This is a genomic window from Pseudomonas boreofloridensis (genome assembly GCF_030580795.1).
Taxonomy (GTDB): domain Bacteria; phylum Pseudomonadota; class Gammaproteobacteria; order Pseudomonadales; family Pseudomonadaceae; genus Aquipseudomonas; species Aquipseudomonas boreofloridensis.
Window position 1 is genome coordinate 1 of the sequence record NZ_JAUQOQ010000012.1, and the last position, 21,654, is coordinate 21,654.

The 21,654-nt window shown below is 62.5% G+C and carries 21 protein-coding genes and 1 rRNA gene; 18 read left to right on the forward strand and 4 right to left on the reverse strand.

Translation table 11 applies throughout. From position 1 onward, the window contains the following. The 4 genes from rrf to Q6A47_RS15260 all read left to right on the forward strand — a co-directional run. A 5S ribosomal RNA gene (gene rrf, locus Q6A47_RS15245) occupies positions 1-101 on the forward strand; the annotation flags it as partial. Positions 102-318: 217 nt separating this feature from the next. Further along, complete coding sequence (locus tag Q6A47_RS15250) at positions 319-978, forward strand: paraquat-inducible protein A (RefSeq protein ID WP_029614576.1); 660 nt, start codon at positions 319-321, stop codon at positions 976-978. Further along, on the forward strand, positions 965-1,588 hold the full coding sequence (locus Q6A47_RS15255) for a paraquat-inducible protein A (RefSeq protein ID WP_039575270.1): 624 nt from the start codon (positions 965-967) through the stop codon (positions 1,586-1,588). The genes Q6A47_RS15250 and Q6A47_RS15255 overlap by 14 nt, the downstream gene beginning before the upstream one ends. After that, positions 1,581-3,881 (forward strand): PqiB family protein, encoded by a 2,301-nt coding sequence (locus Q6A47_RS15260; RefSeq protein ID WP_029614578.1) that lies wholly within the window; start codon positions 1,581-1,583, stop codon positions 3,879-3,881. Before Q6A47_RS15255 ends, Q6A47_RS15260 begins: the two co-directional genes overlap by 8 nt. 123 nt (positions 3,882-4,004) lie before the next feature. Here Q6A47_RS15260 and rpsT read toward each other — a convergent pair whose 3' ends face one another. After that, entirely contained in the window at positions 4,005-4,283 is a 279-nt protein-coding gene (gene rpsT, locus Q6A47_RS15265; RefSeq protein ID WP_029614579.1) for a 30S ribosomal protein S20, read from the reverse strand. Between the two features lie 253 nt (positions 4,284-4,536). On the opposite strand from rpsT, the gene murJ reads away from it, so the two are divergent. The 6 genes from murJ (at position 4,537) to ispH (ending at position 11,878) form a co-directional block, all read left to right on the forward strand. Then, a complete protein-coding gene (murJ, locus tag Q6A47_RS15270; protein WP_039575272.1) occupies positions 4,537-6,075 on the forward strand; it encodes a murein biosynthesis integral membrane protein MurJ in 1,539 nt (512 codons plus the stop codon). Between the two features lie 118 nt (positions 6,076-6,193). Next, positions 6,194-7,144 carry a bifunctional riboflavin kinase/FAD synthetase gene (gene ribF, locus Q6A47_RS15275; protein WP_116887567.1) on the forward strand — a complete coding sequence of 317 codons (951 nt, stop codon included), beginning with the start codon at positions 6,194-6,196 and terminating at the stop codon, positions 7,142-7,144. After that, a complete protein-coding gene (gene ileS / locus Q6A47_RS15280; RefSeq protein ID WP_116887568.1) occupies positions 7,141-9,978 on the forward strand; it encodes an isoleucine--tRNA ligase in 2,838 nt (945 codons plus the stop codon). Before ribF ends, ileS begins: the two co-directional genes overlap by 4 nt. Next, the gene (gene lspA, locus Q6A47_RS15285) at positions 9,971-10,486 is read left to right on the forward strand and encodes a signal peptidase II (protein WP_304484705.1); all 516 of its coding nucleotides are present in this window, start codon (positions 9,971-9,973) and stop codon (positions 10,484-10,486) included. Before ileS ends, lspA begins: the two co-directional genes overlap by 8 nt. Then, positions 10,479-10,916 (forward strand): FKBP-type peptidyl-prolyl cis-trans isomerase, encoded by a 438-nt coding sequence (locus Q6A47_RS15290; RefSeq protein WP_029614581.1) that lies wholly within the window; start codon positions 10,479-10,481, stop codon positions 10,914-10,916. Before lspA ends, Q6A47_RS15290 begins: the two co-directional genes overlap by 8 nt. A 14-nt stretch (positions 10,917-10,930) precedes the next feature. After that, positions 10,931-11,878: a 4-hydroxy-3-methylbut-2-enyl diphosphate reductase gene (gene ispH / locus Q6A47_RS15295; protein WP_039575282.1), complete on the forward strand. Its 948-nt coding sequence runs from the start codon at positions 10,931-10,933 to the stop codon at positions 11,876-11,878. On the opposite strand, the gene Q6A47_RS15300 is transcribed toward ispH, so the two are convergent. Next, positions 11,879-12,343 (reverse strand): GspH/FimT family protein, encoded by a 465-nt coding sequence (locus tag Q6A47_RS15300; RefSeq protein WP_304484706.1) that lies wholly within the window; start codon positions 12,341-12,343, stop codon positions 11,879-11,881. Between the two features lie 130 nt (positions 12,344-12,473). Between Q6A47_RS15300 and Q6A47_RS15305 the strand changes: the two genes are divergently transcribed. Genes Q6A47_RS15305 through thiO form a run of 5 tightly spaced genes read left to right on the forward strand, consistent with a single transcriptional unit; the run spans position 12,474 to position 15,499 of the window. Further along, a complete protein-coding gene (locus tag Q6A47_RS15305) occupies positions 12,474-12,839 on the forward strand; it encodes a prepilin-type N-terminal cleavage/methylation domain-containing protein (RefSeq protein ID WP_304484707.1) in 366 nt (121 codons plus the stop codon). Next, entirely contained in the window at positions 12,836-13,501 is a 666-nt protein-coding gene (locus Q6A47_RS15310) for a prepilin-type N-terminal cleavage/methylation domain-containing protein (protein ID WP_304484708.1), read from the forward strand. Before Q6A47_RS15305 ends, Q6A47_RS15310 begins: the two co-directional genes overlap by 4 nt. Next, positions 13,498-13,998 (forward strand): hypothetical protein, encoded by a 501-nt coding sequence (locus tag Q6A47_RS15315; RefSeq protein WP_039575289.1) that lies wholly within the window; start codon positions 13,498-13,500, stop codon positions 13,996-13,998. Before Q6A47_RS15310 ends, Q6A47_RS15315 begins: the two co-directional genes overlap by 4 nt. After that, positions 13,982-14,371: a type IV pilin protein gene (locus tag Q6A47_RS15320; protein WP_304484709.1), complete on the forward strand. Its 390-nt coding sequence runs from the start codon at positions 13,982-13,984 to the stop codon at positions 14,369-14,371. The genes Q6A47_RS15315 and Q6A47_RS15320 overlap by 17 nt, the downstream gene beginning before the upstream one ends. Before the next feature lie 30 nt (positions 14,372-14,401). Then, positions 14,402-15,499, forward strand: coding sequence for a glycine oxidase ThiO (gene thiO, locus Q6A47_RS15325; protein ID WP_304484710.1), 1,098 nt, complete (start codon positions 14,402-14,404; stop codon positions 15,497-15,499). A 38-nt stretch (positions 15,500-15,537) separates the two neighbouring features. On the opposite strand, the gene Q6A47_RS15330 is transcribed toward thiO, so the two are convergent. Next, positions 15,538-15,768, reverse strand: coding sequence for a PP0621 family protein (locus Q6A47_RS15330; protein ID WP_304484711.1), 231 nt, complete (start codon positions 15,766-15,768; stop codon positions 15,538-15,540). A gap of 99 nt (positions 15,769-15,867) precedes the next feature. After that, on the reverse strand, positions 15,868-16,887 hold the full coding sequence (locus Q6A47_RS15335; protein ID WP_029614585.1) for an outer membrane protein assembly factor BamD: 1,020 nt from the start codon (positions 16,885-16,887) through the stop codon (positions 15,868-15,870). A gap of 147 nt (positions 16,888-17,034) precedes the next feature. On the opposite strand from Q6A47_RS15335, the gene rluD reads away from it, so the two are divergent. The 3 genes from rluD (at position 17,035) to Q6A47_RS15350 (ending at position 21,638) form a co-directional block, all read left to right on the forward strand. Next, a complete protein-coding gene (gene rluD / locus Q6A47_RS15340; RefSeq protein ID WP_029614586.1) occupies positions 17,035-17,997 on the forward strand; it encodes a 23S rRNA pseudouridine(1911/1915/1917) synthase RluD in 963 nt (320 codons plus the stop codon). Continuing rightward, positions 17,994-18,734 (forward strand): peptidoglycan editing factor PgeF, encoded by a 741-nt coding sequence (pgeF, locus tag Q6A47_RS15345; RefSeq protein ID WP_039575297.1) that lies wholly within the window; start codon positions 17,994-17,996, stop codon positions 18,732-18,734. The genes rluD and pgeF overlap by 4 nt, the downstream gene beginning before the upstream one ends. 186 nt (positions 18,735-18,920) lie before the next feature. Then, positions 18,921-21,638: a winged helix-turn-helix domain-containing protein gene (locus Q6A47_RS15350; RefSeq protein ID WP_295488025.1), complete on the forward strand. Its 2,718-nt coding sequence runs from the start codon at positions 18,921-18,923 to the stop codon at positions 21,636-21,638. Positions 21,639-21,654 lie beyond the last annotated feature (16 nt).

Consider the following 21,654-nt stretch of genomic DNA (forward strand, 5'->3'; position numbering starts at 1 on the left):
GCATTGGAACCACCTGATCCCATCCCGAACTCAGCAGTGAAACGATGCATCGCCGATGGTAGTGTGGGGTTTCCCCATGTGAGAGTAGGTCATCGTCAAGATTCATTTCGCAAAACCCCTATCTGCGCGAGCAGGTAGGGGTTTTGTCTTTTCTAGTGGGTGATAATTTCTGACAGGATAGGATCGAAGACGGATCTCACGACGAGCTCAGACGCGCCTTTCCTCTGCAATCAATGGTAACTGCGCCTGTAACGCACCATCTCCCACATTTTCGGTCGGAACACTAGAATAGAGCCGACTTTCCTACCAGACCTCCCTATGCCTAACGTCGCCGACCCTGAAGCGCTGGCCGATCTGCCGCTGGATGACCTCGTGGCTTGTCATGAGTGCGACCTGCTATTACGCAGGCCCGTTTTGAAAAACGATGAGAAAGCCCTATGCCCGCGTTGCGGCTATGAGCTCTACGCGCATCGACACAATGTGGTCAATCGAAGTCTGGCATTGGTCCTGACCGCCCTGTTGCTCTACGTTCCGGCCAACTTCCTACCCATCATGCAGCTTCACCTGTTCGGCCAGACCTCCGACGACACCGTCTGGAGCGGCGTGCTAGGTCTGTATCATTCCGATATGCGAGGAGTCGCCGTGGTGGTGTTCCTCTGCAGCATGGCCATTCCGCTGCTCAAGCTGCTGTGTCAGTTGCTGGTACTGTTGAGTATTCGGCTGAATGTCGGTCGCAGTCATGGCCTGCTGGTCTATCGCATTTATCACCACCTGCGTGAGTGGGGCATGCTTGAGGTCTATTTCATGGGCGTACTGGTGGCGATCGTCAAACTGGTCGATCTTGCGCAATTGACGCTGGGCCTGGGGCTGTTTTGCTTTATCAGCCTGTTACTGGTCCAAGTATGGCTCGAGGTGGTGATGTCCCCACATCAGATCTGGGTCGCGCTGTCGGGGGAGGACACCCATGCGGGCGATTGATGCCGGTATTCTGGTGTGCAACGAATGTCATGCGTTAAACCGTCAGCGTCATGGCCACGACTCGCAGGCCTGTAGCCGTTGTGGCGCTGTGGTGCATGCCCGGCGGCCTAATAGCATCGTCTACACCTGGGCTTTGCTCATCACGGCGATGATTCTCTACATTCCGGCCAATCTGCTGCCGATCATGACCGTCAGCACACTGGGCCAGGGCAGTCCGGACACCATCATGTCCGGGGTCATTACATTGATGAAGCATGGCATGTTGCCGATTGCCGCCGTGGTCTTCACCGCCAGTATTCTGGTGCCTACCTTCAAGCTGATCGGTATAGGGCTGTTGCTGTACTCGGTTCAGCGTCACCAGCCTCTTTCCGCACGGCAGCGGATTCTGATGTACCGGTTCATTGAGTTCATCGGTCGCTGGTCGATGCTGGATATCTTCGTCATCGCCATCTTGGTGGCCGTGGTGAAATTCGGCCGTATTGCCAGTGTCGAACCCAATCTCGGCGCCGTTGCTTTCGCTGCCGTAGTGATTTTGACGATGCTTGCTGCCTTAACCTTCGATCCCCGACTGATCTGGGACAACACGGAGTCGGATGACGACCATGAGTGATCTGCCAACGGCAAAAACCCGCCCAGCTTCCAATTGGTCGGCCATCTGGATCCTTCCTTTGATTGCGCTACTTATCGGCGGTTGGCTTGCCTGGCAGGCTTATCGTGAGGCGGGTGTGGAGATCCAGGTGCGCTTCGAAACGGGTGAGGGGATCGTCGCCAACAAGACTGAGGTCATCTTCAAAGGGATGTCGGTCGGTAAGGTCAAGTCATTGGTGCTGGATGCCGAAGGCAGCAATAAAGGCGTGATCGCGACCATCGAGATGAATAAGGCAGCCGAAGTACACCTGACCACAGGCACGCGCTTTTGGCTGGTCAAACCGAGCGTGAGCCTTGCTGGCATATCGGGACTCGAAACGCTGGTCTCCGGCAACTACATTGCAGTCGATCCGGGACAGGGTGAGCCTACCAAGCGGTTCAAGGCCTTGGCCGAGGCGCCGCCGCTGTCCGATAAGGAGCCAGGCTTGCACCTGACCCTCAAGGCTGACCGTCTGGGGTCGCTGAACCGTGACAGTCCGGTGTTCTATAAACAGATCCAAGTCGGCAAGGTGAAGAGCTACAAACTGTCCGATGATCACGATACGGTCGAGATCAAGCTGTTCATCGAACCTGAATACGCGAACCTAGTGCGCAAACACACGCGCTTCTGGAATGCCAGCGGTATCAGCATCGACGCCAACCTGTCCGGCGTGAAGGTGCGCAGTGAGTCGCTGTCGAGCATCATCGCCGGCGGTATCGCCTTCGCCACGCCTGAGCATCGCAAGGACAGCCCGCCCACCGACCCGAATCTCCCGTTTCGGCTGTACGAAGATTTCGATGCTGCTCAAGCCGGTATCCGGGTCAAGGTGCACCTGACCGACTATGACGGTTTGCAGGCTGGCCGTACGCCTGTGATGTACAAGGGGATTCAGGTCGGCTCGATGAAGACCCTGAAGATCGACGACGACCTCACCGGTGCAATGGCAGAACTGACGCTCGATCCGTTGGCCGAGGACTACCTGGTCGAGGGTACGCAGTTCTGGGTGGTCAAACCGTCCATTTCCCTGGCCGGTATCACCGGTATCGAGGCGCTGGTCAAAGGTAACTACATCGCCATTCGGCCGGGCGAGAAAGGGGCGCGTCCGCAGCGCGAGTTTGAAGCCCGCCCCAAGGCGCCGCCACTCGATCTCAAGGCACCCGGCCTGCACTTGGTGCTGTTCGCCGATACGCTAGGTTCGCTGGAAGTGGGCAGTCCGGTGACCTACCGTCAGGTCCGGGTCGGCAGCGTGCAGAGCTATCAGTTCGCTCGCAACAGCAAGCGTATTCTGATTGGCGTTCATATCGAGAAGGAGTACGCCAATCTGGTCAATGGTTCTACACGTTTCTGGAATGCCAGCGGCATCACGCTCACCGGCGGTCTATCGGGTATCAAGATCAAGAGTGAGTCGCTGCAAACGCTGATGGCTGGGGGTATCGCATTCGATACGCCGCAGCCAAACGTGCCTTTGAAACGCCATATCCCGCGCTTCCGTCTGCTGGAGAACGAGGAGGCCGCCAATCGAGCTGGCAGCCTGATTACCATTCGCGTGGATCGCGCCGATGGTCTGAAGCCCGGTACGCCGATCCGCTTCCGTGGTCTTGAAGTTGGCAGCCTCGAAAGCGTCGACCTCACTGCCGACCTGCAGGCTGTGCTGCTGCGTGCGCGGATTACCGAGTCGGCAGACCGTATCGCTCGTGTAGGGACTCAATTCTGGGTGGTGAAGCCGGCGCTCGGGCTGGTTCGCACCGAGAACCTGGATACCTTGGTCAGTGGGCAGTACCTGGAGGTGCAGCCTGCCTCGAACAATCGAGGGCCGCAGCGCGATTTCATCGCCTTGAGCGAGGCCCCTGAAGTGAAAGGTCCTGAACTTGGCCTGCCGCTGACACTTAGCGCACCGAGGCGCGGCTCCATCAAGCCTGGCGTACCGGTCACTTATCGAGAGGTGCAAGTAGGCAAGGTCACCGGCTATGAGCTGGGCCAGAGTGCCGATCGTGTGTTGATCCACATACTCATCGAGCCTCGTTATGCGGCTTTGGTGCGCGGCGGTAGTCGTTTCTGGAACAGCAGCGGCTTTGGTTTCGACTGGGGCCTGTTCAAGGGCGCCACAGTGCGTACCGAATCGTTGGAAACTCTCATTGACGGTGGTATCGCTTTCGCGACGCCAGACGGGGAGCAGATGGGCAATCCTGCACGTGCGCAGCAGACTTTCCCGCTGTTCGACAAGCCAGACGACGCCTGGTTAGTGTGGGCGCCCAAGATTCCGCTGGGCAAATAGAACAACTGCCGGGCTGCCAAGCGCAGCCCGTTCTTGTGAACGCACGTTGACTACAAGGCATGCTCAAATTTCAGGCAACAAAAAACCGACCCTAAGGTCGGTTTTTTTGTTCAAGCGCGTCGCTTAGGCAGCTGCAGCTTCTTTCAGCGCCTTGATGTGGCCATTCAGACGGCCTTTGTGGCGAGCAGCCTTGTTCTTGTGGATGATGCCTTTGTCGGCCATACGGTCGATGACAGGCACAGCCAGAGTGTAGGCAGCTTGCGCTTTTTCGGCGTCTTTAGCGTCGATGGCCTTGACTACGTTCTTGATGTAGGTACGGACCATGGAACGCAGGCTGGCGTTGTGGCTGCGACGCTTCTCAGCCTGTTTTGCACGTTTCTTGGCGGAAGGTGTGTTGGCCACCGTCGAGCTCCTCGAAAGACTTTTGGGTAAATAGCAAACAAATAAGGCCGCGAATCATGCCGATGACTCGGACGGATGTCAAGGCCAGTTGCAAGGATCTGCCGAGTGGCATGCGAGCGCGGAAGGAGAGATTCCTTTCTGCGCAACGACCTGTAAACTCGGAAGTTTATTGCACCCCTGCAGAGAAGCGGGATTATCGCATACTCCAGCGCCATCTGGCAGCGCTCTCAAGTCTCAGGCGTAAAACTTTTCGATGAACCTGCTCAAATCCCTGGCTGCCGTCAGTTCGATCACCATGATTTCCCGAGTGCTCGGCTTTGTGCGCGACACCATACTGGCGCGCATTTTCGGCGCTGGCGTGGCCACCGACGCCTTCTTCATCGCCTTCAAACTGCCCAATCTGCTGCGACGTATTTTTGCCGAAGGCGCGTTTTCCCAAGCATTCGTGCCTATTCTGGCCGAGTACAAATCCCAACAAGGCGAGGAGGCGACGCGAACGTTCATCGCTTACGTCAGCGGCCTGCTGACATTGGTGCTGGCGTTGGTCACGGCACTGGGGATACTGGCTGCGCCCTGGGTGGTGTGGGTCACCGCGCCAGGTTTCGTCGACAGTACCGAGAAATACGCGCTCACCACTGCGCTGCTGCGAGTGACCTTTCCTTATATATTGCTGATCTCGCTGTCGTCCCTGGTAGGGGCGATTCTCAACACCTGGAACCGCTTCACGGTACCGGCGTTCACGCCCACGCTGTTGAACGTGGCGATGATCGGCTTCGCCGTGTTTCTCACGCCTTATTTCGACCCGCCGATCATGGCGTTGGCCTGGGGTGTGCTGGCCGGCGGCCTTGCGCAGTTGCTCTACCAACTGCCCGCGTTGAAGAAAATCGGCATGCTCGTACTCCCGCGCCTGAATTTGCGCGATACAGGTGTATGGCGCGTGCTCAAGCAGATGCTGCCGGCAATCCTCGGGGTGTCGGTGAGCCAGATCTCGTTGATCATCAACACCATCTTCGCCTCGTTCCTGGTCGCCGGGTCGGTGTCCTGGATGTACTACGCCGACCGTCTCATGGAGTTACCCTCGGGGGTGCTGGGCGTGGCGCTGGGAACCATTCTGTTGCCTACGCTGGCCAAGACCTACGCCAATCGGGATCGTGAAGAGTACTCGCGAATTCTCGACTGGGGCCTGCGCCTGTGCTTCCTGCTGGTATTGCCCTGCACCTTGGCCCTGGCGATCCTCGCCGAACCCCTGACGGTAGCGCTGTTCCAGTATGGCAAGTTCACCGCGACCGATGCCGCGATGACCCAGAGAGCACTGATCGCCTACTCCGTGGGACTGCTGGCGATCATTCTGGTCAAGGTGCTGGCTCCAGGCTTCTATGCCCAGCAGAACATTCGTACCCCGGTCAGGATCGCGATCTTCACGCTGGTCTGCACCCAGTTGTTCAACCTGGCGCTGGTCGGCCCGCTGCAGCATGCGGGCCTGGCCCTGGCCATCAGTCTGGGCGCGTGCCTGAATGCCGGACTGCTGTTCTGGAAGCTGCGCAGCCATCAGTTGTTCCAGCCACAGCCTGGCTGGATGCTGTTCCTCGCCAAACTGGTGCTGGCGGTGACGCTGATGTCGGCGGTACTGTTGCTGGGCATGCACGTTATGCCGGCCTGGGAGCAGGGCAACATGCCCGCGCGCTTCCTGCGCCTGGGGGCGTTGATCGTCGCTGGCGTGGTGACTTACTTCGGCTGCCTGCTGCTGTGCGGCTTCCGGCCACGGCATTTTGCCCGCAAGGCGCTGCACTGAGGCCCGCCGTCGCCCTGGCATCGATTTTTCCAACTCCATGGCCCGCCAAGGCGTTGCTGCCTGTCACCAGCGCCCTGGTGTGGTTATAATCGACCACTTTATGAGCAAGAAGCGCGTTATGCAGCTGGTTCGAGGTCTTCACAACCTGCGCCCCGAGTACCGGGGCTGTGTCGCCACCATTGGCAACTTCGACGGAGTGCACCGGGGCCACCAGGCCATCCTGGCGCGCCTGCGCGAGCGCGGACAAGCGCTCGGGCTGCCGACGTGCGTGGTGATCTTCGAGCCCCAGCCGCGCGAGTACTTCGCGCCGGATACCGCGCCGGCCCGCCTGGCGCGTTTGCGCGACAAGGTCGAGTTGCTGGCCGCCGAGGGCATCGACCGAGTGCTGTGCATGGCGTTCAACCAGCGCTTGAGCGAGCTGAGTGCCGAGCGGTTCGTCGAGACGATCCTGGTCGACGGCCTCGGTGTGCGTCATCTCGAAGTGGGCGACGATTTCCGCTTCGGCTGCGATCGCGCCGGCGACTTCGCCTTTCTGGTCGAGGCTGGCAAGCGCCATGGATTTACCGTCGAGGCCGCGCAAACCGTGGTTCAGGACGGTCTGCGGGTCAGCAGCACGCAAGTGCGCACGGCCTTGGCCAATGCTGACTTCGCCTTGGCTGCGCACCTGCTGGGCCGTCCCTACACCATCAGCGGACGCGTCCTGCACGGTCAGAAACTGGCTCGCCAGCTGGGCACGCCGACCGCCAACGTCCAGCTCAAGCGTCGCCGTATACCGTTGTCCGGCGTGTACCTGACCAGCGCCGAGATCGACGGCAAGGTTTGGCCAGGCATCGCCAATATCGGGGTTCGGCCCACCGTCGCCGGTGACGGCCGTCCCCACCTGGAGATTCATCTGCTGGATTACGCCGGCGATCTGTATGGCCGGCGCCTGACGGTGGAATTCCACCACAAGCTGCGCGAGGAGCAGCGATTCGCCTCCCTGGAGGCGCTGAAGTCGGCGATCGACGCGGACATCGCCGCCGCACGTGCCCACTGGCACGCTCAACCGCTAACCAAGAGCCTGAAATGACCGACTACAAAGCCACGCTTAACCTCCCGGACACCGCCTTCCCCATGAAGGCCGGCCTGCCTCAGCGCGAACCGCAGATCCTGCAGCGCTGGGACAGCATTGGCCTGTACCGGAAGTTGCGCGAGATTGGCAAGGACCGTCCGAAGTTCGTCCTGCACGACGGCCCGCCCTATGCCAACGGCAAGATCCACATCGGTCATGCACTGAACAAGATCCTGAAGGACATGATCGTGCGTTCGAAGACCCTGTCCGGCTTCGACGCGCCGTATGTGCCAGGCTGGGACTGCCACGGCCTGCCGATCGAGCACAAGATCGAGGTCACCCACGGCAAGCACCTGAGCCCCGACCAGACCCGCGAGCTGTGCCGCGCCTACGCCGCCGAGCAGATCGAAGGGCAGAAGGCCGAGTTCATTCGCCTGGGTGTGCTGGGCGACTGGGACAATCCCTACAAGACCATGGACTTCGCCAACGAAGCCGGTGAAATCCGCGCGCTGGCCGAGATGGTCAAGCAAGGGTTCGTGTTCAAGGGCCTCAAACCAGTGAACTGGTGCTTCGATTGCGGCTCGGCATTGGCTGAGGCCGAGGTCGAGTATGCGGACAAGAAGTCCCAGACGCTGGACGTCGCGTTCCCCATCAGCCCTTCCGACACCGGCAAGCTGGCGGCAGCGTTCGGCATGGACACGCTGCCCAAGCCTGCTTCCATCGTGATCTGGACCACAACGGCCTGGACGATTCCTGCCAACCAGGCGTTGAGTGTCCATGCCGATTTCAGCTACGCCTTGGTGGATGTGGGCGACCGCCTGCTCGTGCTGGCTGAGGAGCTGGTGGCAGCCTGTCTCGATCGTTACGGCCGTGAGGGTCAGATCATCGCGCGCACGCCGGGTGCGGCCCTGGAACTGATCAACTTCCGTCATCCCTTCTACGACCGTAACTCGCCGATCTATCTGGCCGACTACGTGGAGCTCAGCGCGGGCACTGGTATCGTCCATACTGCGCCGTCCTATGGTGAGGACGACTTCATCACCTGCAAGCGCTACGGCATGCAAAACGATGAAATTCTCACGCCTGTGCAAAGCAACGGCGTGTACGCGCCTTCACTGGAATTCTTCGGTGGCCAGTTCATCTGGAAGGCCAATCCGGCCATCGTCGAGAAGCTGCAGGAAGTCGACGCGCTGCTGCACACAGAAACCATCACCCACAGCTACATGCATTGCTGGCGCCACAAGTCCCCGCTGATCTATCGCGCCACGGCGCAATGGTTCGTCGGCATGGACAAGCAGCCTGCCAGCGGTGAGAACCTGCGTGAGCGCGCGCTCAAGGCCATCGAGGACACCCAGTTCGTCCCGGCGTGGGGCCAGGCGCGCCTGCATGCGATGATCGCCACCCGTCCGGACTGGTGCATCTCGCGTCAACGCAACTGGGGCGTGCCAATCCCGTTCTTCCTCGACAAACAGACCGGTGAATTGCATCCGCGCACCGTCGAATTGATGGAGGCGGTAGCCAAACGCGTCGAGCAGCAGGGTATCGAAGCCTGGTTCAAGCTCGACGCTGCCGAACTGCTGGGTGATGAGGCCGCGCAGTACGAGAAGATCGCCGACACCCTGGACGTCTGGTTCGACTCTGGCACCACTCATTGGCACGTGCTGCGCGGCTCGCATGACATCGGTCATGCCACGGGGCCTCGCGCCGACCTGTATCTGGAAGGCTCCGACCAGCACCGCGGCTGGTTCCATTCCTCGTTGCTCACCGGCTGCGCCATCGATGGTCATGCCCCCTACCGGGAGCTGCTGACCCACGGCTTCACCGTCGACGAGAACGGCCGCAAGATGTCCAAGTCGCTGGGCAACACCATTGAGCCTGAAAAGGTCAACAACTCCCTGGGCGCCGATATCCTGCGTCTTTGGGTGGCCGCGACCGACTACTCCGGCGAGATGGCCGTTTCCGAGCAGATCCTGCAGCGCAGCGCCGATGCCTACCGGCGCATCCGCAACACTGCACGCTTCCTGCTTTCCAACCTGTCCGGTTTCGACCCGGCCCGCGATCTGCTGCCGGCCGAAGACATGCTGGCGCTCGACCGCTGGGCGGTCGACCGCACGTTGCTGCTGCAACGCGAGCTGCAGGAGCACTACGGCGAGTATCGCTTCTGGAACGTCTATTCCAAGGTGCACAACTTCTGCGTGCAGGAGTTGGGCGGCTTCTACCTCGACATCATCAAGGACCGTCAGTACACCACTGGCGCCAACAGCGTCGCCCGCCGCTCCTGCCAGACCGCGCTGTACCACATCAGCGAGGCCTTGGTGCGCTGGATTGCGCCGATCCTGTCCTTCACCGCCGATGAGATTTGGCAGTACCTGCCCGGTGAGCGCAATGAGTCGGTGATGCTCAACGAGTGGTATCAGGGCCTGACCGAGCTGCCGCAGGACAGTGAGCTGGATCGCGCGTACTGGGACCGCATCATGGCGGTCAAGGCGGCGGTCAACAAAGAGCTGGAGAACCAGCGCACAGCCAAGGTCATCGGCGGCAACCTGCAGGCCGAAGTGAGTCTGTTCGCTGAAGAGGGCCTGAGCGCCGACCTGGCCAAACTGGGCGACGAACTGCGCTTCGTGCTCATCACGTCGGCCGCCAGTTTGGCCCCATTCGCCCAGGCCCCGGCCGAGGCGGTGGCAACCGAAGTGGAGGGCCTGAAGCTCAAGGTGGTCAAGTCCGGTCACGCCAAGTGCGGTCGTTGCTGGCACTTCCGCGCCGACGTCGGCAGCCATCCGGAGCACCCGGAGATCTGCGGGCGTTGCGTCGACAACATCAGCGGCAAGGGCGAGGTGCGCCACTATGCCTAATCCTGCCGCAGGGCGCTTCGGCCGGCTGGCCTGGCTATGGCTGAGCTTGCTGGTCCTGGTCCTCGACCAGGCCACCAAGCTGTACTTCGACAACGCCCTGACCATGTACCAGCAGATCGTGGTGATTCCCGACTATTTCAGCTGGACGCTGGCCTACAACACAGGCGCGGCCTTCAGTTTCCTGGCCGACAGCTCGGGCTGGCAGCGCTGGCTGTTCGCGCTGATCGCGGTCGTGGTCAGCGCCGTGCTGGTGGTCTGGCTCAAGCGCCTGGGGCGCAACGAGACCTGGCTGGCTGTCGCGCTGGCCTTGGTGCTGGGCGGCGCCATCGGCAACCTGTGGGACCGGGTAGTGCTTGGCCATGTGGTCGACTTCATCCTGGTCCACTGGCGCAATACGCACCATTTCCCCGCCTTCAACCTGGCCGACAGCGCAATTACGGTGGGTGCGGTAATGTTGGCGCTGGACATGTTCAAGAGCAAGAAGTCCGAGGAGGCCGTGCATGACTGACACCCGTATCGGCCAGAACACCGAAGTCACCCTGCACTTCGCGTTGCATCTGGAAAACGGCGACACAGTCGACAGTACCTTCGACAAGGCGCCGGCCACGTTCAAGGTAGGTGATGGCAACCTGTTGCCGGGCTTCGAGAATGCGCTGTTCGGCTTCAAGGCCGGCGACGAGCGCACCTTGAGCATTGCCCCGGAAAACGCCTTTGGTCAGCCGAACCCACAGAATGTCCAGGTGATGCCGCGTACGCAATTCGAAGGTATGGAACTGTCCGACGGTCTGCTGGTGATTTTCAACGATGCTGCCAATACCGAGCTTCCGGGCGTGGTCAAGGCCTTCGACGATAACCAGGTGACCATCGATTTCAACCATCCGCTGGCTGGCAAGACCTTGAGCTTCGAGGTCAAGATCCTCGACGTGAAGGCCCTGTGAGTCTGGAGCCGAGCATGCAAATCAAACTCGCCAACCCGCGCGGCTTTTGCGCGGGCGTTGACCGGGCGATCGAGATCGTCAACCGTGCGCTGGAAGTCTTCGGTCCGCCGATCTATGTGCGTCATGAAGTGGTGCACAACAAGTTCGTGGTGGAAGACCTGCGTAACCGTGGTGCGGTGTTCGTCGAAGAACTGGACCAGGTGCCAGACGATGTCATCGTCATCTTCAGCGCCCATGGCGTGTCCCAGGCTGTGCGTCAAGAAGCGGCGGGGCGCGGACTGAAGGTATTCGATGCCACTTGTCCGTTGGTGACCAAGGTGCACATCGAGGTGGCCAAGTACAGCCGTGATGGTCGTGAGTGCATTCTCATCGGCCATGCCGGGCACCCGGAAGTCGAAGGCACCATGGGTCAGTACGATGCCAGCAATGGCGGTGCGATCTACCTGGTCGAGGACGAGAAGGATGTTGCCACCTTGCAGGTGCGCGACCCGGAGCATCTGGCGTTCGTCACCCAGACCACCTTGTCGATGGATGACACCAGTCGCGTCATCGACGCCTTGCGAGCACGCTTTCCGAACATTGGCGGGCCGCGCAAGGACGATATCTGCTATGCCACCCAGAATCGCCAGGATGCCGTCAAGCAACTGGCCGACGAGTGCGATGTGGTGCTGGTGGTCGGCAGCCCGAACAGTTCCAACTCCAATCGCCTGCGTGAGCTGGCCGAGCGCATGAGCACGCCAGCTTATCTGATCGACGGCGCCGAGGACCTGCAGCGCAGCTGGTTCGACGGTGTTCAGCGAATCGGCATCACCGCTGGTGCATCGGCGCCCGAAGTGCTGGTGCGTGGCGTGATCGATCAGCTCAGGGCCTGGGGCGCGAGTGGCGCCGAGGAACTCGATGGGCGCGAGGAGAACATCACCTTCTCCATGCCCAAAGAGCTGCGCGTGCGTACTCTGATCTGATCAGGGCTCTGCGCAGCGTGGTGTCTGCATAGCCTCGCTGCGCACACTGACACGCCCGCTGGGCGCCAGTACCACACGGTGCTGGCTGAGGCCTCGAGCCTCTGTGCAGATCTGCAACGTTCCCTCGACGAAAGCGCCGTTGTCGCGCCTCGGTATCCCCAGGGCATCGAACCTCACTTCGGCCAGGTTGGCGGCGATGCTCGACTGACGCCGCAATCGGTGTTCACGCACCACCTGCCCGCTGGCTTCCAGCACTGCGCGCCACCCCCGTCCCCACTCTTGCTCGATAGGTCGCACAACCATGGCCTGGCTGTGCAGCAGTGCCTGGCTGCGGGCGCTGCGCAGGCTCTGTGCCAACTCCCGTGCGACGGCAGCCTGATAGACGCGTTCGCGCCAGTCGGCGTAGGCCGGCGCGCCGAGTTGTGTCAGAACACCGAGCAGGGCCAGGACGCCCAGCAGTTGCATCAGTGTTACTCCCTGTTGCCGCATCGTGCATTCCTCCCTGGAAGTGCTTCTCTGTAGCTTCGAGGTCTGGGGCCAGGAGGTCCAATCGGCCGAACCGATCACGTCAGGCGGGAAATTTCGCAGGAGGCGAATGATGAAGCTCAGGGAGCAGGGCATGACCTTGCTGGAGGTGGTGGTGGCGGTACTGGTACTGGGGGTGGGGCTGTTCACCTCGGCGTCGCTGCAGATGCGCGCGCTGCACGCGGCCGAGGGCGCACGGCGTGATGCCCAGGTGGTGCAGTTGGGGCAGAGCCTCATCGAGCAGACGCGTAGTGCCGGGCAGCTTCAGCCCGCCGCGTTGCATGACTGGCGAGCGCGCCTGGAGGCGCTGTTGGGGAGTTCCGGTCGGGGGCAGGCGGTGGTAGCGGGTCAGTGGCTGCGTCTGGAAACCTGCTGGCAGGATGCGCGCGGTGCCCAGCCTCAGACCATCCAGTTGCAGGGTTGGGTCTTGCCATGAGCGCTCGGCAGCGCGGCTTCGGGCTCATGGAGGCTCTGCTGGCACTGGCGTTGGGTTTGATGGTACTGGCCGCAGCGGGCCAGGTGCTGTTCTCGGGCCAGCAGTTATGGCGTGTGCAAGGCGCTCTGGCGCGCCTGCAGGAGGATGCCATGCTGGTGCTGCAACGGCTGGCTCTGGACATTCGCATGACTGCAAGCTTTGGCTGTCTGTCCCCGGAGGCCGTCGAGTTCCACGATGCCAGCGCGCGGCAGGCGTTCGCCCACCCCTTGCACATTGAGCACCTCAGCGATGGCCGCCTGGCCAGGCTCAGTCTCGTCACGGCCGAGCTGTCCGGTACGGCGAGCTCACCGGACTGGACCTTGCACACCGACTGCCTGGAATGGGCGCAAGTGCATGGAAAGCGTCACTCGCTCCCGGGTGCACCGCTGTCGATTGGCTTGCGCCGCCATACCTATAGGCTCCAGGGCGGCAGCCTGATGCTTGCCAGCGGCGGATTCAATGCGTCGCTGATCGACAACGTGCGTGATTTCCGGGTGACGCGCGTTGAGGCCGGGCAGGGCACACGGCTCGATTTACAGCTGATCCTGGACGACCTGGAGGGGCAGGTGGAGCGCACCTATGCCCTGAGTGTGGCCCTGCGCAATCGGTTGCCCCCGTCATGAGTCGTCAACGAGGCATGGTGCTGCTGCTGGCGCTGATGTCGAGCCTGTTGCTTGGACTGTTCGCAACCTCGGCACTGCGAGAAGCCTTGCTGCAGTCCACGTTGGCCGGCAATGTGCTGGCGTCCGCCCGCGCGCTGGAGCAGGCGGAGGCGAGTCTGCTGGCTGGTGCCCAAGCGCTTGCACACACACCGCTGCAAGCGTGCAGCGCCTGTGTGCCGCCTGCCGATCCTCACAATCTGATCGCTGATCAAGGGGATTGGCAAGCCAGCGAGCACGGCTTCTTTCTCGTGCAGCGTCTTGGCGTCACGACCCGAGCGGTACACGTGCCGCAGGGTACGCCTGTGACGCTGTACCGTGTCACCGCCGTGAGTCGCGAGGCGCGTGCGCGTCAAGTGATCGAGGCGATCTATGCGCAGGACAGCGTCGAGGCCCACCCGCCACAGCGTATCGTCTGGCGCCAGCGTTTCAGGGAGAGCAGCGATGCAGCGCGGCCTTAGCCTAATGGAGCTGTTGCTTGTGCTGGCGGTGCTCGGCATCCTGGCGGGCGTCGCCTATCCCAGCTACAGCGACTCCTTGCGGCGTGCAGCTCGTAGTGAGGTGGTCGGTCTATTGCACGATGCTGCGCAGCGCCTGGAGTATCATCATGCGCGCACTGGCCAGTATGCCGACAACGACCCGTTGCACACGACGCTACCAGAAGGCAGCCGGTTCTATCGCCTGCACGCCTGGCGAGAGGCGGATCGCTATCGTTTGCTGGCTGTACGTCTACCCGGTGGACTGATGGCCGATGATCGTTGCGGTGATTATCTTCTCGATCAGGCAGGCGTGCGCGACAACCCCGGTGCTCAGGACGCGACAGCGTGCTGGTGAGGCATTTCCCTTCAGGCAGTGGAACGACAGATGAGCAAGCGCGTAGTAATTGTCGGTGGTGGCGTGATCGGCCTGCTGACGGCCTACAACTTGGCGGCGAACGCCGAGCAGGTGGTGGTGTGCGATCAGGGGGCCGTGGGGCGAGAGTCGTCCTGGGCAGGAGGGGGCATCGTCTCGCCGTTGTACCCGTGGCGCTACAGCCCGGCAGTGACTGCGCTGGCGCACTGGTCGCAGGATTTCTATCCACAGTTGGGCGACCATCTGTTCGCCCGTACGGGTATCGACCCGCAGGTTCACACCACTGGATTGTACTGGCTCGACCTGGAGGACCAGGATCAGGCCTTGGCCTGGGCCGCGCGTGAGCAGCGGCCGCTGAGTGAGGTGGCCATTTCGGCCGCTTATGCGGCGGTGTCGGCGCTGGGTCCTGGCTACGAGCGAGCCCTGTATATGCCTGGGGTGGCCAATGTGCGTAATCCCCGCTTGGTGAAGTCGCTGAAAGCAGCATTGCTGGCGCTGCCGAATGTGAGCTTGCGCGAACACTGCCAGATCAGCGGCTTTGTGCGCACGCACGAGCGCATCAGCGGTGTGGTCACGCAGGAGGGTGTGCTCAGTGCCGACGAGGTCGTACTCAGCGCTGGCGCCTGGAGCGGCGACTTGTTGCGCACGCTGGGTCTGGAGCTGCCAGTGGAGCCGGTTAAAGGGCAGATGATCCTGTTCAAGTGCGCCGCCGATTTTCTGCCGAGTATGGTGCTGGCCAAAGGGCGGTATGCGATTCCGCGTCGGGATGGGCACATTCTGGTGGGTAGCACCCTGGAGCACGAAGGCTACGACAAGACCCCGACCGAGGTGGCGCTGAACAGCCTGCGGGCATCGGCGATCGAGTTGTTGCCGCAGTTGGCGCAGGCGCCAGTGGTGGCGCATTGGGCGGGACTGCGGCCTGGGTCGCCAGAAGGCGTTCCCTATATAGGACCGGTGCCGGGGCATGCAGGGCTATGGCTGAACTGTGGCCATTATCGCAATGGACTGGTGCTTGCTCCGGCCTCGTGCAAGCTGTTGGTCGACCTGATGAGCGGCGCCAGGCCGCTCATTGATCCTGCTCCCTATGCGCCAGCAGGACGGGTCGATTGAACGTTTCGTCAGCGCAATGGGGTCGATGACGATCGAGGTCAGCCTTGCCGACCAGGCCCCTGCTCCAGATGCGCCTGGCTGCAGTACCAGTCACTGCCCAGGCGCAGCGCCCGGTCGTTAGGCAAGTGCACGCCGCAGTGGGCGCAGCGCACCATGGTCAGGGGATCTTCGAGGCGTTGCTCTGGGCGCGATTGCTGGCTGATCTTGAATTTGCGCCACAGCCAGAACGCGGCGGCGATCAGGGCGAACCAGAAGAGTAGACGAACCATGGTGTCCAGCTTGTCGTGAATTGAAGAGGCCACAGTCTAGGCTGCGGCCATGAAAAAAGGGAGACCTGCGGGTCTCCCTTTCTGTCGTTACGCGAGCGGTCAGTCGAACAGACCGAAGGTCAGATAGCTGAACCAGGAGCGATCTTCGTCGGCATCCTTCGGACCTGCTGGCAGGATCGGGTCGCCGTTCTCGTCCTTGGGCAGCAGTTCGGCTGGCATTTCCGAACGGGCGTCCTTGAACTGACGCACCACATCCTGGTTGGCGCGGGTTTCGCCCGGCGGCAGCGGGGTGTCGGTCTCGATCAGGCCCAGGGTGGCCTTGGACAGCCAGGAGCGGTCGTCATCGTCTTTTTGCTGCGGCACGAACTGGCCATCGACCAGGCTCGGGTGATTCGGGTAGTTGAGCTTGAGGGTTTCCAGGCTGGTGGCAGCCAACTCGTCCAGGTGCATCTTCTGGTAGGCCTCGGTCATCACGGCCAGACCATCGCCCACGGAAGGGGTTTCCTGGAAGTTTTCCACCACGTAGCGGCCACGGTTGGCGGCAGCGACGTAGGCCTCGCGGCTCAGGTAGTAGTCGGCGACATGGATCTCGTAGGAGGCCAGCAGGTTGCGCAGGTAGATCATGCGCTGCTTGGCGTCCGGGGCGTAGCGGCTGTTGGGGAAACGGCTGGTGAGCTGGGCGAACTCGTTGTAGGAGTCGCGGGCCGCGCCCGGGTCACGCTTGGTCATGTCCAGCGGCAGGAAGCGCGCCAGCAGGCCACGATCCTGGTCGAACGAGGTCAGGCCCTTGAGGTAGTAGGCGTAGTCGACGTTCGGGTGCTGGGGGTGCAGGCGAATGAAGCGCTCGGCGGCCGACTTGGCGGCTTCCGGCTCGGTGTTCTTGTAGTTGGCGTAGATCAGTTCGAGCTGGGCCTGGTCGGCGTAACGGCCGAACGGGTAGCGCGATTCCAGGGCCTTGAGCTTGTTCACGGCGCTGGTGAAGCTGTGGTTGTCCAGGTCGGCCTGCGCCTGCTGGTACAACTCGGCTTCGCTGAGGTTCTCGTCAATGACTTCCTTGTTCGAGGAACAGGCAGCGGTGAGCCCGAGGATGGCGATCAGCAGCAGGTGTTTCACTTGCATGGCGGCTTGCGTCCTTTGACGGCCGCTGTCTTGGGCGGTGCCGTCCTGTTATGATGAGCGCCCCCGGCGAACCCCGGGGCAAAAGAAGCCGTATTTAACCACAAGCACGCAGCCGAAACCAAAGGCTGTAAGCCCATCGATTCGAGCATGTCCGAGATCATTCAATTAAGTGCAGAGGTCCCGTCCGAACTGGGGGGGCAACGCCTCGACCAAGTCGCCGCCCAATTGTTCGACGAGTACTCGCGTTCGCGCCTGACTTCGTGGATCAAGGAAGGTCGCTTGACCGTCGATGGTGCGGTACTGCGCCCGCGCGACACCGTCCACAGTGGCTCGGTCCTGGCGCTCGAGGCTGAACAGGAAGCCCAGGGCGAGTGGGAGGCCGAGGACATTGCGCTGGACATCGTCTATGAAGACGATCAGATCCTGGTGATCAACAAACCGGCCGGGCTGGTGGTTCATCCGGCCGCCGGGCATGCCAGTGGCACCTTGCTCAACGCCTTGCTGCACCACGTGCCGGACATCGTCAATGTGCCGCGCGCCGGCATCGTTCATCGTCTGGACAAGGACACCACCGGTCTAATGGTGGTGGCCAAGACCCTGCAGGCGCAGACCAACCTGGTCGATCAGTTGCAGAAGCGCTCGGTGAGCCGCATCTACGAATGCATCGTGGTCGGCGTGGTCACCGCCGGCGGCAAGATCGACGCCCCCATCGGTCGTCATGGCGGCATGCGCCAGCGCATGGCGGTCACCGACGGTGGCAAACCGGCGGTCAGCCACTATCGCGTGCTCAAGCGCTTCCGCTCGCACACCCATGTGCGGGTCAAGCTGGAAACCGGGCGTACCCACCAGATCCGCGTGCACATGGCCCATGTCGGTTTCCCGTTGGTGGGCGACCAGACTTACGGCGGTCGCTTCCGCATTCCGCCGGCGGCCAGTGTGGCGATGGTCGAGGCGGTCAAGCATTTCCCTCGCCAGGCCCTGCATGCGCGCTTCCTGGCGCTGGACCATCCGGCCACGGGTGAGCGCATGGAGTGGAAGTCGCCACTGCCGGATGACTTCATGTGGCTGCTGTCGCTGCTGGACCAGGACCGCGAGAGCTTCATCGGATGAGTGAGCTGACGCACTCGCTGATCAATCCCGACTGGCCGGCCCCGGCCTCGGTTCGCGCTTGCGTCACTACCCGCGATGGCGGCGTCAGTCTGCCGCCCTATGCCACCTTCAATCTGGGCGATCACGTCGGTGACGATCCGGCAGCGGTTGCCGAAAACCGTCGGCGTCTGCGCGACACGCTGGATACCCAACCCGCCTGGCTCCAGCAAGTGCACGGTACGCACGTGGCCGACGCCGACCCCGCTCACGTGGCGCAGGCCGATGCCAGTTGGACCGATCAGCCGGGCATCGCCTGCTGCGTGATGACTGCCGACTGTCTGCCGGTGCTGTTCTGCGACCGTGCCGGTACCCGTGTCGCCGCCGCCCACGCCGGCTGGCGTGGCTTGGCTGGCGGCGTGCTGGAAGCCACCCTCGAGCGTCTGGGGTTGGCGCCTGAGGAGGTGCTGGTGTGGCTCGGGCCGGCAATCGGTCCACACGCCTTCGAAGTCGGTCTGGAGGTGCGCGATGCGTTTACCGACCTCCATCCGCACGCGGCCAGTGCCTTCGTGCCAGGCCAGCGCCCAGACAAACTGATGGCCGATATCTACGCGCTGGCGCGCATTCGCTTGGCCGCCTGCGGCGTCACTGCCGTATATGGCGGTGGTTTCTGCACGGTTAACGACCCCCGCTTCTTCTCCTATCGCCGTACCCCTCAAGGCGGGCGTTTCGCTTCGTTGGTCTGGTTGGCTGCTCGCTGACTGCGTTGAGTCATGCACCCGCTGTTCTATGACTCGCCATAGATCTCACTGATGCCTGTGAGTCTTGTTGCTTTTTGTCGTAGTCTTTTTCCCAGCAAGCGCGTTCGTCTGCTTCAAACGCGGGGGAATTGTCGCTAGTCTCGCAGCACATCCGCGCCGTTACCTTCCCATTCGAACGAGTCGGCCATGACAGATCTGTCCCGCATGCATGGAGTCGCCAGCGAGGCCCAGGGTCTGCGGGATGGGCGTTTCTTTCGCCCACCGCTACCGGAGGGGCATGTGCTGCGTGGCCGTCTGTGCCAGCGGTTGCAGGCCGGGTTGCAGGGGCGTCTGCTGCTGGTGAATGCGCCGGCCGGTTTTGGCAAGAGCTCGTTGGCGATCGAATTCTGCGAGCGCCTGCCGCAGCGCTGGCGCAGTCTATGGCTGGGTCTGAGTGCGCGCGATGCCGAGCCTGGCCGGTTTCTCGAGCGCCTGCTCGAAGGCCTGCAGCAGTGCTGTCCGGCGGTCGGCGGTCAGGCCATGGGTCTGCTGCGCATGCGCCAGCGCCATCAGCCGTTTGCCTATGAAGCGTGGCTGGACGGCCTGCTTGACGAACTGGCCTTGCACCTCGATGCCGAGACGCCGTTGCTGCTGGTGCTGGATGACTATCACCTGGCACAAGGGCCGGTGCTCGACCGCTGCCTGCAATTTCTGCTCAATCATCTGCCGTCGGGCTTGACGCTGCTGGTCACCAGCCGTCAGCGGCCGGATTGGCATCTGGCCCGGCTGCGCCTGTCGCGGCAGTTGGTCGAACTCAACGAACAGGACCTGCGCCTGACCCCTGACGAAGCCCTGGCGGTGATTGGGCGGCAGCCCACCGGTCTGCGCGGGCAAGCCTTGGACAACCTGATCCAGCGCAGCGATGGCTGGGTCGCCGGCCTGCGCTTCTGGCAACTGGCGGCCAGCGAGGCAGGCGAGGAACAGGCGCTGCCCCAGGCCTTGCATGGCGCCCAGGGCCTGATTCGCGACTACCTGCTAGAGGAGGTGATCGAGATTCTGCCTGCGCAGGTTCAGGCCTTTCTCTACGACACCGCGTGTCAGGAGCGCTTTTGCAGCGACCTGTGCGATGCCCTGCGCGAGCGCCAGGACAGCGCCCAGATCCTCAGCTACCTCCAGGCCCACCAGGTGTTTCTGGTGCCATTGGATGAGCACGGACGCTGGTTTCGCTACCACCACCTGTTCTCCGACCTGCTGCGTAGCCGGCAGGTCAGCGACCCTTCGAGCGCCTCGCACCTGCGCGCCTGTCGCTGGTTCGAGCGCCAGGGGCTGCTCGACGAAGCCGTGGAGCAGGCGCTGCGTGCGGGGTCGCTGGAGGCCGCCGCCGAGCTGGTGCAGAGCCTTTCCGAGGAGCAACTGCTGGCCGAGCAGAACGTCGGTATGTTGCTGCGCTGGAAGATGGACCTGCCCGACAGCCTGCTGATCAGCACGCCGCGGCTGATCGTGCTGTACAGCTGGGCGCTGGGTCTGGCTTGCCAGCTCGATGCCGCCGAGGAGCTGGCAGCCCATCTCAGTCGTTTTCTGCCGGCGCCGTCAGCCACTGCGCAACGGTCCATGCTCGCCCAGTGGCTGGCGCTCAGCGGTGTCATCGCGCGTGGTCGCGGAGATCGTCAGCGCACGCTGGCGTACTGTGAAGAAGCGCTGCACAGCCTGCCCTGCAAACGCTATGGGCAGCGCCTGGTGTGCCTGTCGACGTTGTCCAACCTGGCCATTGCCGATGGCGACTTCTGGCGGGCGCGGGGCTGGAACCGTGAGGCGTTGGAGCTGGCCCAGCGCGTCGGCAATCCCTTGTTCGAGGCGCTGGCGCACTACGACCGCGCCCGTGTGCTGCATGCCCGCGGCCAGGTGCTGCGGGCGTTGGACGAGGTGCAGAGCGGCTTGAAGCGACTGCAGGGGTTGTCGAGTCAGCGTCTGTATGCGGTGCGTGCTCGACTGGTGCTCTACGAGGGCTATCTGCAGGCATCGCGGCTGCAGCCTGAGCAGGGCCGTGTGCGCTTGCGCGCCGGGATCGCCGAGGCGCGCGCCTGTCGCGATATCAGCGTGTTGATCGGCCATTGCATGATCGCTTCGCTTGAGGGGCGGGAGGGTCGATTCACCGAGGCCTTTGCCGAACTGGCTGAGGCCGAGCGGCTGATGCATATCTGGGACGTCCCACCGATCTTCTACCTGGCGATGATCACCCTGATCAAATGCGAGCTGTGGCAGGCCCAGGGCCGCACCGACCTGGCCGAGTCCTGGCTGCAACGCCTGGGGCAGACCTACGGCGGTGAACAGGCGGCGGCAGCGCCGGAATTTCACCCCTTGCTGGCGCTGCACATCGACCTGCAACAGGCGTTGCTCGACGCCACCCTTGGGCGTACCGATGTGGCGGAGCAACGCCTGCGGGCGCTGATGAGACAAGGTCAGGACACCGGCGGCTTGATGCTGGTGCTCAGTGCCGGGTGCCAGTTGATCAGCGTGTTATTGGGGCAAGGGCGTGGGCAGGAGGCGTCCGAGGTGGCCGGTCACGCCCTGCTGGCGGCCCGCGGCGGTGCGCTCTATCCCTTTCAGGCGCTGCTCGACGAGCACCCGGCCTGGCTGCGCGAGCTGCTCGATAAACTGCCGGCATGCCCCGTTCAGCGAGGGCTGTTGGCGCGCCTGCCGCAGACGCCTGTTCTGGGTGCGGTCGCCAGCGAGACCCTCAGCGGTCGCGAATTGGCGGTTCTGGAACTGATCGCCCAGGGCTGTTCCAACCAGCAGATCAGCGAGCGCCTGTTCATTTCCTTGCACACGGTCAAAACCCACGCCAGTCACATCAACAGCAAGTTGGGCGTGGAGCGGCGTACCCAGGCGGTGGCCAGGGCCAAATCGCTGGGCTTGCTGGCCTAGGTGCGCGCGGCCCGTT